Annotated in this window: 12 protein-coding genes; 5 read left to right on the forward strand and 7 right to left on the reverse strand. The window is 60.3% G+C overall.

The window, feature by feature from the left end; all coding sequences use genetic code 11:
* Window positions 1-108 precede the first annotated feature (108 nt).
* A complete protein-coding gene (gene ctrA, locus ACQZ6F_RS10525; RefSeq protein ID WP_068401532.1) occupies window positions 109-810 on the forward strand; it encodes a response regulator transcription factor CtrA in 702 nt (233 codons plus the stop codon).
* A gap of 236 nt (window positions 811-1046) precedes the next feature.
* On the opposite strand, the gene ACQZ6F_RS10530 is transcribed toward ctrA, so the two are convergent.
* Window positions 1047-1409 carry a response regulator gene (locus ACQZ6F_RS10530; RefSeq protein WP_449091865.1) on the reverse strand — a complete coding sequence of 121 codons (363 nt, stop codon included), beginning with the start codon at window positions 1407-1409 and terminating at the stop codon, window positions 1047-1049.
* A 204-nt stretch (window positions 1410-1613) separates the two neighbouring features.
* The gene (chpT, locus tag ACQZ6F_RS10535; RefSeq protein WP_068401537.1) at window positions 1614-2261 is read right to left on the reverse strand and encodes a histidine phosphotransferase ChpT; all 648 of its coding nucleotides are present in this window, start codon (window positions 2259-2261) and stop codon (window positions 1614-1616) included.
* A 305-nt stretch (window positions 2262-2566) separates the two neighbouring features.
* Between chpT and ACQZ6F_RS10540 the strand changes: the two genes are divergently transcribed.
* Window positions 2567-3178 (forward strand): DUF1134 domain-containing protein, encoded by a 612-nt coding sequence (locus tag ACQZ6F_RS10540; RefSeq protein ID WP_068401540.1) that lies wholly within the window; start codon window positions 2567-2569, stop codon window positions 3176-3178.
* Window positions 3179-3363: 185 nt separating this feature from the next.
* Window positions 3364-4557, forward strand: a complete 1194-nt coding sequence (locus ACQZ6F_RS10545) for a hypothetical protein (protein ID WP_077469620.1) — start codon at window positions 3364-3366, stop codon at window positions 4555-4557.
* Window positions 4558-4578: 21 nt separating this feature from the next.
* Here ACQZ6F_RS10545 and ACQZ6F_RS10550 read toward each other — a convergent pair whose 3' ends face one another.
* Both ACQZ6F_RS10550 and ACQZ6F_RS10555 read right to left on the reverse strand, forming a co-directional pair.
* On the reverse strand, window positions 4579-5409 hold the full coding sequence (locus tag ACQZ6F_RS10550; RefSeq protein ID WP_449091864.1) for a TrmH family RNA methyltransferase: 831 nt from the start codon (window positions 5407-5409) through the stop codon (window positions 4579-4581).
* A gap of 9 nt (window positions 5410-5418) precedes the next feature.
* A complete protein-coding gene (locus tag ACQZ6F_RS10555) occupies window positions 5419-5796 on the reverse strand; it encodes a hypothetical protein (protein ID WP_077469618.1) in 378 nt (125 codons plus the stop codon).
* A 50-nt stretch (window positions 5797-5846) separates the two neighbouring features.
* Here ACQZ6F_RS10555 and ACQZ6F_RS10560 point away from each other — a divergent pair, with 50 nt between their 5' ends.
* Together ACQZ6F_RS10560 and rpoH are read left to right on the forward strand one after the other, a co-directional pair.
* On the forward strand, window positions 5847-6872 hold the full coding sequence (locus tag ACQZ6F_RS10560; RefSeq protein ID WP_449091863.1) for an RluA family pseudouridine synthase: 1026 nt from the start codon (window positions 5847-5849) through the stop codon (window positions 6870-6872).
* A 370-nt stretch (window positions 6873-7242) separates the two neighbouring features.
* Window positions 7243-8151 carry an RNA polymerase sigma factor RpoH gene (gene rpoH / locus ACQZ6F_RS10565; protein ID WP_068401550.1) on the forward strand — a complete coding sequence of 303 codons (909 nt, stop codon included), beginning with the start codon at window positions 7243-7245 and terminating at the stop codon, window positions 8149-8151.
* An 82-nt stretch (window positions 8152-8233) separates the two neighbouring features.
* Here rpoH and ACQZ6F_RS10570 read toward each other — a convergent pair whose 3' ends face one another.
* From ACQZ6F_RS10570 to ACQZ6F_RS10580, 3 genes are all read right to left on the reverse strand, one after another.
* Window positions 8234-10582, reverse strand: a complete 2349-nt coding sequence (locus tag ACQZ6F_RS10570; protein WP_449091862.1) for a hypothetical protein — start codon at window positions 10580-10582, stop codon at window positions 8234-8236.
* Window positions 10583-10643: 61 nt separating this feature from the next.
* A complete protein-coding gene (locus ACQZ6F_RS10575) occupies window positions 10644-11939 on the reverse strand; it encodes an adenylosuccinate synthase (protein WP_077469615.1) in 1296 nt (431 codons plus the stop codon).
* A 203-nt stretch (window positions 11940-12142) separates the two neighbouring features.
* Entirely contained in the window at window positions 12143-12940 is a 798-nt protein-coding gene (locus ACQZ6F_RS10580; RefSeq protein ID WP_449091861.1) for a class I SAM-dependent methyltransferase, read from the reverse strand.
* Between the last annotated feature and the right edge of the window lie 143 nt (window positions 12941-13083).

A 13083-nucleotide genomic window follows, 5' to 3' on the forward strand; every position in this document is an offset into this window, starting at 1 on the left:
AATCAGAATTTGTTAACCATTACATGGCAGCTTCCAAATCAAGCAGTGATTTGATCGGTATCGCGTAAGGGGGCTGACGACCTTTCGGCGGCGGTAAAGGGGACAATTATGCGGGTTCTATTAATTGAAGACGACAGCGCGACAGCGCAGAGCATCGAATTGATGCTCAAGTCCGAAAGTTTCAACGTCTATACCACCGACCTCGGTGAAGAAGGCGTCGATCTCGGAAAGCTTTACGACTACGATATCATCCTTCTGGATCTCAACCTTCCGGATATGTCGGGCTACGAAGTGCTGCGCACGCTGCGCCTTTCGAAGGTCAAGACGCCGATCCTCATCCTCTCCGGCATGGCCGGCATCGAGGACAAGGTTCGCGGCCTCGGCTTCGGCGCCGACGACTACATGACCAAGCCGTTCCACAAGGATGAGCTGGTTGCCCGTATCCACGCCATCGTCCGCCGCTCCAAGGGCCATGCCCAATCGGTGATCATGACCGGCGAGCTCATCGTCAACCTCGACGCCAAGACAGTCGAAGTCGGCGGCCAGCGCGTGCACCTGACCGGCAAGGAATACCAGATGCTGGAGCTGCTTTCGCTCCGCAAGGGTACGACGCTCACCAAGGAAATGTTCCTGAACCATCTCTATGGTGGCATGGACGAGCCTGAACTGAAGATCATCGACGTCTTTATCTGCAAGCTGCGCAAGAAGCTGGCCAATGCCGCCGGCGGCGCGAACTACATCGAGACTGTTTGGGGCCGTGGCTACGTGCTGCGCGAACCCGACAATAACGAGTTCGCCGAAAGCGCTTAAAGCCGCCTCCCCGCCATTACCGCCCATACATAGAAATCCCGCCGTCGCCGGCGGGATTTTTTGTTGGTGGAACCGCAAAAAATAACAGCCGCTCCAAAAGGGCGGCTGTTATCGCTTCAAGAATTCCTGGAGCATTTCCGGGAAAGGTGCGCAGCGGTTTTCCGTGTGGAATGCGTAAGAACAAGGAGATAGAGCGCTTTCGCAATTCGAGGAAAAGCGAAAATGCTCTAATGAAATCAGGCAGCGACGGCGCGATTGCCGAAGATGGCCGTCAGGATCTTGCGATCGAAGGGCTTCAGCAGAAAGTCGGTGGCGCCAGCCCGCTTTCCGGCCATCAGCTTGCGGAGATCGGCCTCCACGACGCAATAATAGATCTTCACGTCCTTGCCGTTCGGCAGGGCACGGATATTGGCAATCAGTTCCAGTGCCCCTTCCATGCCGGCATCGACGATCAGATAGTCCGGGACTTCCGCCTGGCAGCGCACCAGCGCCTCCTGGGCGTCACCGGCTTCGCTTACGAGGAAATCCAGCTCGGACAGGATTCGCTTGCCGACCTTGCGCACGACATCCGAACTATCCGTAATCATGAACCGCTGCATCCGCGAACTCCCTGGCACCCGCCGCCCGTATTGCAACGGCGACATCAAATTGGAACGATAGGACCAGCATGCTAAGGATTCGTTACCGCTACATTATCAATTGAGCGGACAACCATAAGATTGCAAATTATCGACACACACGAAAAAATAATCCCGCGGCCATGGGGTGACCGCGGGCTGAAAGACACAAAAAGCTCAATCCGTCTATTTGGTCGGTATCTCTGCGACGAAGGTCAGCTCTTCCGGCGTCACATTGTAGGAGAGCTCCATACCGCTCTCTTCAGCAAGAAGAACGGTGTAATAGGGCTGGATCGTATGGGCGTCGATCGCCTCTTCCAGGGCACCGGAGCAGATCTCGGCGAATTTCGGCGGCACGCGCATCAGCCGCCCCTTGACGGCGATCGTGAACTTGGCGTCGAGTTCGGGATTTTCCAGCGTCACCTCGATATTGCCGCCACGTGGAATGGCCCCGTAGGCGACGAGGAAAAGGTTGAGCAACAGCTTGACCCGGTTCTTCGCGATGATGGCGCGCGGTCCGACCCAGCTGACCTCGGTCTTCTTCTCGGCAGCGGCGAAATCCTTCGCTGCCCGCTCGGCCTCGCCCGTATCGATCGATGCGCCGACTGAGCCGGAAGCACCGAAGGCAAGACGGGCGAATTTCAGGCGGACGGACGCATTGAGCGCGCTGGTGCGGATCAGATCCATGGCGTCGGCGTCGGCGCCGCCCTCGTCGAGCAGCTCCAGGCCGTTATTGATCGCTCCGACCGGCGAGATCACATCATGGCAGACGCGGCTGCATAGCAGCGCGGCCAGATCAGGCCCGGTTAGAGTGAGGTTCGGATTCTTCGACATTCATTGTCTCCTGAATGCTGACAAGGCGAAACGCAGTAGATTCCACGTTGCCACGGCAAGGTTGCCCGAGGATTGTCTCAGGCGGTGTACCGCACGCCATAAAGACACCATATTTGGTAAACCGATTGTTAAGACCATCGACGCAAAATGCATTCATCACCATCAGACCTTTTCGCACGCGAATCGTGCTGCGATGGATGGGCAAAACGGTCTGAAAAAGGGGGCGAGCCGAGTGTGGCGCGTTCAGACGAATGTGTTGCACATCCGCTCCCTATCGCACCGACCATGATGAACGGATGACTTTGATGCGCTATGAATTCCTGAAGAGAATGCCAAGCCCCGGCACCAGGACGCTTGGCCTCGGCCTGATCCTGGCCATTGTTGCATTCGCAAGCTTCATATTGCCGGTCCGCCAGGCTGCCGCCGCGCCGAACAATCAATATTCGGCGCAGGAAATCGTCGATGCCGGCCATTCCTTCTTCGGCTCCGCCAGTGGCGGCCTTGCCAAGGTTATCGAGCGCGCCTTCCAGCAATATGGGTTGCCAAACGGCTATATTCTCGGCCAGGAAGGCTCAGGCGCCTTTCTCGCCGGCCTCACCTATGGCGAAGGTCAGTTGAACACCAAGAATGCCGGCGAGCACCCGCTTTATTGGCAGGGCCCATCGCTCGGTTTCGACTATGGCGGCCAGGGCACGCGCGTCATGATGCTGGTCTACGATCTGCCGAGCATCGATAGCGTCTATACCCGCTTTGGCGGTGTTAGCGGTCAGGCTTTCGTCGTTGCAGGTTTCGGAATGACCGTCCTGAAGAACAACAATATCGTCCTTGTTCCGATCCGCACCGGCCTTGGCGCCCGTCTTGGCGTCAACATGGGCTACTTGAAGGTCACGCCCAACGCGACCTGGAATCCCTTCTAAGCCTGCTGTTCATATCGCCTCCCAGGCAGCTACTGACTTGGCCCGCTCAAATTGCGGGCCTTTTCTTTCAGTAAATCCGGCCCGCGCCGGTAAACCATATCCGATTTAAACACTTGCTCGCATGCCCGACCCATGATTATTCATTTCATCGAGATCGAAAATAACCCCAGGATACTGGCCGCGTCGTGATTCAATTTGCTCTCTTGTTCGGATTGGGCTTTCTGACTGCCGCGCTTCTGATCTTCATGATAGCGCCAGCCATCCATCGCCGTATCGTCTGGTTCACCGAAAAGCGCCTGAAGGCGACCATGCCGCTAAGCCCGCAGGAAGTGCGGGCACAGAAGGATATGGCACGCGCACTGTTTGCCGCGGAAAACGCCCGGGCCGAGCAGGCTCTGACCCAGGAGCGCGACAAGACCGTGGCGCTGCAGATCCACAACGGCAAGCTTCAGCAGGAGGCCAGCCGGCTTGTCGCCGGCAATACCGAGCAGCAGACGCGCATCGACGATCTCGAAGTCGAAGCGGGAGAACTGCGCTCACGCTTGCGGCGCGAGGAAAGCTATATAAGCCAGCTCAAATCCAGCATCCATTCTGCCGAACAGGCTAGCCTGGAGAAGGAAGCCGACATCGACGGCCTGCGCAAGCGCATGACCAAGATGGCCGCCGATGCGGACAACCTCAAGATCGACCTTGCGACCCGGGAGACGGAGATCGAGAGCCTGAAGCTGCGCATCAACACATTGCGGGACGAGCGCGAGACGCTTCGTGAGGACCTCAATGCCGCCAGCCTGCGAGCGGTGGATGCAGAGCAGTCTCATCGACAGGAAAGCGACAAGAACAAGCGGCTGGAAGAACGGCTGGACCGCGAGATCGCCGGCAACGCCGACAAGGAAACCGCGATAGAACGGCACGCTCAGGACGTTGTCCGCCTGAGGGAACGGCTGGAAGCCGCCGTCAAGGAATCGAGAGAGGCCGGCAAGGCGCTGCGCGCCGCTGGCATCGCGCCACCGAAAAAGCCGGCCAAGACGCCGAAACTCTCCGCAGTATCCATGATTCCGGCTGCCGCCGACGATCAGACGAACGCAGCCAAACCGGAACGCACAGTGGAAGATGACATCGTAAAAATGACGGAGGAGGTCCGCAATCGGGCCGCGGCCCTCTCGGATCGCCTTCTGAAAGCCCGCTCGCCCGCACATGATGAGGCAATGCGGGAGGAGATCGCGACGATTGCTGCCAACATGGTGGCGCTGACAGCACTCAAAGAAGGCAATGCCTCACCGATAGCCGATCTTCTGCAGGGGAATAAAGATCCCGCCGAGCAAGCAGCCCGCATCAGCCTTGCCGACCGGGTGGCGTCATTGCTGCCGAAGCATCCCTGAATAGCACGGCAAGCGCTTTATTCAGACGCGCTTGATCCTTGCAGCCATCTCGAAAAGTGCAATGCCGCTGGCGGTTGCGACGTTCAGGCTGTCGAGGCCCGGGGCCTGCGGGATCCGCACGCTGTTGAAGGCGGACAGGATAGTGTGCGGCAGCCCGTCTCCCTCCGTACCCACGACCAGCGCCATGCGGTCCGATGCCTCGACATCGCGAATATCCACCTTTCCACGCGGCGACAGGCTCCAAATCGCAAAACCGCGATCGGCGAGCGCCGCAAGCAGGTCGACATCACGCGATTGCCGGCAATAGGGCATGGTCAAAACCGAACCGACGGAAACGCGCAGCGATTTTCGATAGAGCGGATCACAGCAGCTCTCATCGAGCAGTACCGCATCGGCTCCGAAGGCGGCCGCATTGCGGAACATCGACCCCATATTGTCATGATTGGAGATGCCGCACCCGGCAAGTACGAGTGCCTGTTGCGGCAGGCGGTCGAGGAAGGCGCTGAGTTCGGCTTCCGCCTTACGGCGACCGAGTGCCAGAACGCCGCGATGCAGATGAAACCCGACGATGCCGTCAAGCACCTCCGATGTCGCGACATAGATCGGAACATCGGCTGGTAACGCGTCCACGATATCCCTCAGTCCGGCAACGCGGTTCTGCAGCAATAGCACTTTCTCGGCGATAAAATCGCCCCCTACCGCATGTGCGCCGGCAAGAAGTCGCAACACGACGGTGCCTTCGGCGATGAAACGGCTCTCGCGGCCCGTCAGGTCACGTTCGCGGATATCACGAAACTCGGCGATGCGCGGATCGTCGGGATGCGTGATCTCGATGAGCCGATCGCTCGTCATCGTCAGGCGTCAGTTCGGCAGCGATATGGTCGCCACGATACGGCCGATACCGTAGTCGAAGACGATAGCCTGCCGCTGACCGCTGGCGAGCGTGCCGTAGAACAGCACCTGATTTCCCGACAAGGCGGTGGACTGAACGATAAAGCCCGCCGGCAGCAGAGCCGTCACGGCAACCGGTGCATCCGAAGGAATGTTGGCGGTCGCCTGCCCTGCCGGCTTTGCGGATGGTTTCATCGTCTTGTAGACAACAGCACCGAAGACGGCCATAAGGCTCACCACCATGACGGCCGCGGAGACGATCTGCAGGCGGATCATCTTGCGTCGGACTTTCTCCAGGGCCGGATCGAGGGGCTTTTCCTCTTGATCGTCTGGCTCGAGATTTGTCATCGATGCGTCCTTGCTGATTGAGCGCGCCCAGAGGCGCCGGAGAAATACGTTTGAGCGACCCCTTTAAAGAAGCCGAGAGCAATAGAAAAGTCCTAACCGCTGACGAAAGCGCCGAAGGCCGGCTTGATGCATGGCTGACCGCACAGTTCGGGACGGAATTTTCCCGCAGCCGCATCCAGGCGCTGATCAAAGCGGAAGCCGTGCTGCTGAACGGCGAGCCGGTGACCGACGCCAAGAAAAAGGTGCGTCCCGGCGACGTCTATGAGATCGCGCTGCCCGACCCCGAGGACCCGACGCCGCAGGGCGAGGATATTCCGCTCGACGTGCTCTACGAGGACGAGGACGTCATCGTTATCGACAAGCCGGCCGGACTTGTCGTCCATCCCGCGGCCGGCAATTGGACGGGAACGCTGGTCAACGCGCTGATCTACCATTGCGGCGACAGCCTTTCCGGTATCGGCGGCGTTCGCCGGCCGGGCATCGTGCATCGGCTGGACAAGGATACGACCGGGGTCATGGTCGTTGCCAAGAATGATGCCGCGCACCGTCACCTGTCTCTGCAATTTGCCGATCACGGCAGAACGACATCGCTGGAGCGCGCCTATCAGGCGATCGTTTGGGGCCGTCCCCGCCAGCTCATCGGCACTGTCGACGCACCGCTTGGCCGCTCGAACACCGACCGGACGCGCCGCGCCGTCAAGCGCCCCGACTCACAGGATGCCGATGAGGCCATTACGCACTACGAGGTGCTGGAGCGTTTCCACGAAGGGCAGGACGCACTCGCGCTCGCCTCGCTGGTCGACTGCCATCTCGAGACCGGGCGTACACATCAGATCCGCGTGCATATGGCGCATATCGGTCACCCACTGCTCGGCGACGCCGTCTATGGCGGCGGCTTCAAGACCAAGGCCAATCTGCTGCCGGAGGCCGCAAGGCAGGTTCTCAATGGCTTCACCCGCCAGGCGTTGCATGCCTATATGCTCCAGTTCGAGCATCCCCGCACCGGCGAAATCATGCGCTTCGAAGCGCCCTTGCCCGATGATATGGAAGAATTGGCGGAAGCCTTGAGAGCATAGGCGACCGCCTCCCCGGCAAACGTTGCTGGACGCCTGCATCTTATCGCCCTATAGTATCAGCCAGAGGTCCGAACCCCCGGCGCGCCCTCAGTTGTCGAAACGCTTACTCGTTTTGGAGACTGATATGGCTAGACTTTACGGTGCGGGGGTATTCGGGAGGAGAATCCCAAGGGCGATTTCACGACGGGGCCGATCAGGTCACGCCGCTATAACACTTGCGTGACCATATCCTTGAATCACCGTTTCGCCGTACTTATCTTTACATTGGTTCAGTGCGGGGTCCTCGTGGCTCGCACGCCTTGGTCCGCTTCGCAGAAGGCGCAATACGCCCCCAGAAGGTACCAAATCTCGAATAGGAGGGTGCACATTCATGGCCCGTAATACCTTACCGTCCATCGCTGCCGGAGAAGCCGGCCTCAATCGTTATCTGGACGAGATCCGCAAGTTCCCGATGCTGGAACCGCAGGAAGAGTACATGCTCGCCAAGCGTTATGCGGAACATGCCGACCGTCAGGCCGCGCACAGGCTCGTCACAAGCCATCTGCGCCTCGTGGCGAAGATTGCCATGGGCTATCGCGGCTACGGTCTGCCAATCGGCGAAGTCGTATCCGAAGGCAATGTCGGCCTGATGCAGGCTGTCAAGAAGTTTGACCCGGAACGCGGCTTCCGCCTGGCAACCTATGCCATGTGGTGGATCAAGGCCTCGATCCAGGAATATATCCTGCGGTCCTGGTCGCTGGTGAAAATGGGTACGACCGCCAATCAGAAGCGCCTGTTCTTCAACCTGCGCCGGCTGAAGGGCCGTATCCAGGCCATTGATGACGGCGACCTGAAGCCGGAACATGTCACCGAGATCGCCACCAAGCTGAACGTCTCGGAGGAGGAAGTCGTTTCGATGAACCGCCGCCTCTCCGGCGACGCTTCGCTGAACGCACCGATCAAGGCTTCCGAAGGCGATTCCGGCCAGTGGCAGGATTGGCTTGTCGACGATCACGACAGCCAGGAAGACGTACTGATCGAACAGGACGAACTCGACACGCGCCGCCGGATGCTTTCTCGCGCGCTGGGTGTGTTGAATGACCGCGAACGCCGCATCTTCGAGGCACGTCGCCTCGCCGAAGATCCGGTCACGCTGGAAGATCTTTCGTCCGAGTTCGATATCAGCCGCGAACGCGTTCGCCAGATCGAGGTCCGTGCTTTTGAAAAGGTCCAGGAGGCCGTGCAGAAGGACGCCCTGGAGCGTGCCAAGGCGCTCCGCGTCGTTGAAGCGACAGCCTGACGGTCTCGATTTCGAAAATTGATGAACACATAAAAAAGGCGGGCCGCAAGCCCGCCTTTTTCGTATCCCTGTCAGGGAAATCTTACTGTCCGCTCGAAGCAACCCCGCCTAGCGCCTGCCATTCGGTGATGGCCTTGTTGAAGGCATCCGTGCCGGTCTGGCCCTTCTCCATCGTCAGCAAGGCGCGGCGGCCATTGCGATAGACGACCGGAATGTCGATCCAGTTGCGGGTTTTCAGGAGATCAAGGTTGGTCTTGCGCGCATCCGGGAAATCGTTGAGCGCGACCATATAGACATCGTCGGTGACCTTGGCCGGGACGGCAATGAGGGCATCACCGCGATCCTGCTCCGTCGCCTTCAGCGCAACGCGCTGGACATTATCGATCGCGCCGCCCTCGAAATTCGGAGGTACCTGGAAAGCCAATTCAATCAGATGGCTCGCCGGAAGCGAGGGGTCCCCGTTTCTGGAAACGGTGATGGTTGCCGTCAAACCGCGCTCAGGAACGCTGATCAGACCTTGAACGGAGGGCTCAGGCCGCCCATCGGCGCCCTTGCCTTCCTGTACCGACCAGCTGACCGTACCCTGGAAGGCGGTCGGCGACGTCTGACCAAGGCGTTCCTCATAAAGGAAAACCTTCTGGCCGTCGGTAACCGGAGCCGTCTGCTGTGTCGCGGGCGGCGGCTGATTGGCAGCAGTTTGCTGTTGATTGGCGGCCGGAGCCTGTTGTTGGGCCGTCGAGGCCGGAGCCGTCGCAGCAGGCGTCTGGGCCTGCGGCGGTACGGCTGCATTGTTTGCAGGCGGAGGTGTGGCGGCCGGAGACGTCGCGGCCGCGGCTGCAGGGGCCGTGGAAGCCACATTCTGTTCGGCTATGGACTTGCCCTCAACAACACCCGGCTGGCCGTTTGCGGCGGGGCCTTCGTCCTCTTCCGTGCCATCCGCGCGAAGCCGTTGGGTGAACTTCGTATTGACCGTGTTCGGATCGCTATTCAGCGCGGCAACATCCGTATTGCCAGCTGCCGGCGGCTGGGCGGCAGCCGTGTTGTTCGGCGCCGGCGCCGTCGAAGATTGGGCGGGAGCCGCGGCAGGGGCGGTCTTCGCCGCGCTGTTGCTTGCGGTATCCGAAGCAGGAGGCGTTGCTGCGCTCTTCGGCGCGGAGCTGACGAGCTTCGTCACCATATTGTTGAGCGCTTCGCGGTTCAGCCATGCCGCATAGCCACCCCCGCCGGCAATAGCCAGGACCACAAGCGTAATGACGATACCGGCGACATTGACGCGGCGGCGCTTCGGCTCCATGCGGAAGCTTTTGCCCTGCAGCTTCGCGGCCATGGCCTGATCAAGATCGGGCGGAATGGAAGACGCACCGCTTCGTCCATCGTCAGCACGCTTGTCGAAACCGGCAAGTTCCTTAAGCTCGCGCCATCCGTCATTGGCAGCATCGGCCTCGGGTGCCGCCTTGCGCGACGAATGGACATCGGCGAAGAGATCGACGTCCTCAAAGGCATTGTCCGGCATCTGCCGGCTCGTGGGCTGCACCGGTTGCGAGACAGACGGCACAGGCTGAATCTCTTCGAAGACATCCGCATCCCAGACGAAACCCTTATTGGCCGCCGGTGCTGGCGCCTTCGTGGTTTCGGGCGTCTCGATGGCATGCCCGAAGGGCGTTTCGGCAAAGGCCGCGGCCGGCATTGTCGGCTCGTTGGGATATGAAACCGCCGGCTCCGGCGCGGCCTGGCGAGCCGGTGCGTCAACCTCAGCCCAGATCTGTTCGACCTGGTTTATGACATCGTCAACCGGCGCTCTTGCCGCTTGCCGCACAGGCGCAGCATGGACGGGCTCGGCGGCAACCTCTGGCGCCTCCTCCACATAATGCTGCGGCTCTTCCGGATGGTGTTGCGGCTCATCGTGATAGGCAGCCTCGGGAGCGGCAGCCTCGTGAACCTCGACATGAGGTTCGGCAACAGCATGATGCTCTGCCGGAGCGTGCTGCTCGTCCTGATAAGGCTCGCTCCACTGTTCCGCGGGAGCGTGCTCATATGGCACGCTCTGCTCGACGGCTGGTTCCGCATGGACATGAACTTCGGCAGCAACCGGCTCCGGCTCTTCCGCATGTGGTTCCGGATGATGCTCCTCGGCGACATGAGCTTCCTGGATGGGCTCGGGAGCAATCTCCTCATGCACGACGGGCGCTTCGGCCACGGGCTCCTCGCCCGCCGGCAGCGCTTCGGCGTGTTCGGCTTCAACCTCGATGATCGCGGCTTCAAGCTTATCGAGCTGGCGGCGCAGCATTTCCTCGGGCGGGCGCGGCTTCATGCTCTCGAGCTGCCGCTGAACGGCACCACGAGCTCGATCGTAAACCTTGACCCGCATCTCGGGATTATTTTCCGTCAGGCCGTCAACGGCCCGTCGAATGACTGCTACAAAATCCGCCATCAGTACTTTCTCATGATGCCCGGCGGGCAGCCGGGCCGGGATTCGTCATAGGTTCGGGACTTTAGCCCTCAAAGGGGTCTGTCACAAGTATGGTGTCCTCGCGCTCCGGACTGGTCGAAAGCATGGCCACCGGCGCGCCGATCAGCTCTTCCACCTGGCGGACATACTTGATCGCCTGCGCCGGCAAATCTGCCCATTTGCGCGCACCGACAGTCGACTCTTTCCAGCCTTCAAGCGTGATGTAGATCGGCTCGACACGCGCCTGAGCCGCCTGGCTGGACGGAAGATAGTCGATTTCCTTGCCGTCGAGCTTGTAGCCGACGCAGATCTTCAGCTCGTCAAGGCCATCGAGCACGTCGAGCTTGGTAAGCGCAATGCCCGTGATACCTGAGGTCTTGACCGTCTGTCGCACCAGCACGGCATCGAACCAGCCGCAGCGGCGCGGACGGCCGGTGTTGACGCCGACTTCGCGGCCGACGACCGACAGATGCTTGCCGATTTCGTCATGCAGTTCGCAGGGGAACGGTCCCTCGCCGACGCGGGTCGTATAGGCCTTGGTGATGCCGAGCACATAGCCGAGCGCCGTCGGGCCGAGACCAGAGCCGGCGGCAGCCTGGCCCGCAACCGTGTTGGAAGAGGTCACGAACGGATAGGTGCCGTGGTCGTTGTCAAGCAATGCGCCCTGCGCACCTTCGAACAGAATGCGGGCGCCGGCCTTGCGCTGCTCGTCGAGGAGCCGCCAAACCTGATCGACGTAAGGAAGAATGTGCTCCGCAACCGAGGTCAGCTCGTTGTGCAGGGCATCGAACGAGATTTCATCCAGACCCATGCCGCGACGCAGGGCATTGTGGTGGGTCAGAAGCCGATCGATCTTGGCAGGCAGCGTTTCCGGCTCGGTCAGATCGACGACGCGGATGGCGCGACGGCCGACCTTGTCTTCGTAGGCCGGGCCGATACCGCGGCGCGTCGTGCCGATCTTGGTGCCGCTGTTGGAGGCCGCATCTTCGCGCAAGGCGTCGAGATCGCGGTGCAGCGACAGAATGAGCGGCGCATTCTCAGCGATACGCAGCACATCAGGCGTGACAGCGATACCCTGGGCACGCAGCCTGTCGACCTCGGCAACGAAATGATGCGGATCGACCACGACGCCATTACCGATGACACTCAGCTTGCCGCGCACCAGCCCGGAGGGCAGCAATGCAAGCTTGTAGCTGACGCCGTCGACGACAAGCGTATGACCGGCATTATGGCCGCCCTGAAAGCGTACAATCACATCGGCGCGTTCCGAAAGCCAGTCGACAATCTTGCCCTTGCCTTCATCGCCCCATTGCGAGCCGATCACTACCACATTCGTCATTTCTCGATTCCCGCTTCCTGCGCACGGAGGCGCGCCTTGCTCAAACCCGCGCATCTATAAAGCTTTGTTTTTGGGAAAGCGACCCTGTTGTCTCAGGAGAATCGGCTTTTTGCATGACGAATCAGCGCCCCCAACAGGATTTTTCCCGCAAGGAGGCCGGACAAGCCCAAGGACGGCTTTGCCCGGCCAGGATCGATCGCCTCTCAGGGACCTGGCTTGTGCGCGACGACATGGAAATATTCATGGTCGGGCGATGCGACATCGCCGATGGCGTTTCCGTCCAGATCGAGCAGGAGTGCCGGCATGGCGAAGCCGGCCTCGGCCAGTTGCGATTGTACCTGTGATGGCGTCGTCGCATAGACCATGACACCGAAATCATGAGCCCCGTGCAACAGAACGGCATGCTCGCCGTCACGCTGCTCGAAAGGTTTCAGGCGGCGCTGGCGCAGCGTGCCAGAGATGCGGCCCTCAACGTAGCGGAGCGTCCTGAGGCCGAGCCGCACCGGATTAGGTGTCCACTCAAGGCGGCGATAATCCACCTGATGTTCAAAACCGTGCCAGCCGCGATGAAATGTCGAGAAGACGAAGGCGCCGCCGGAGGCAAGCACACGCGCTGCCTCGCGCAAAACGGCAAGCCGGCCAGATGCATCGACGGAATCGATGCCGTTATAGCTGAACACGACCAGATCGAAGCTGGCATCCCCGAAAGCCGACAGATCACGCGCATCCATGACCTCGAAACGGAGATCCGGATGGTTATGACGGCAAAGCTCGACCATCTCGGGTGTGTAGTCCACACCGACATAGTCACTCGCAATCGCACGCAAGAGACCGGCTGTACGGCCCCCGCCGACGCCAATATCGAGAATGCGTCCCCTGCCCATTTGCGGAGCAGCGATAGCAAAGGCGGCACGCTCGCCTTCGTTGAGATAGCCGCTACTGCGACGATAATCCCGCAAAGCCCAAGGATTACGCCAAGTCTGGCGGTTAATAGTTTCCATTACATGCATAACCCGACTCCAATACAGAAAGTGAGCATCTCAATGCTCAATTCCCCCTTGGCGCCCCGGATAATCTATATAACGGCGGCGTCGAACATGCAGCATCGCAAGGCGGGTTAAGGCCCTGATCTGGCGATTAATCG

It is taken from the genome of Rhizobium sp. A22-96, assembly GCF_053521805.1.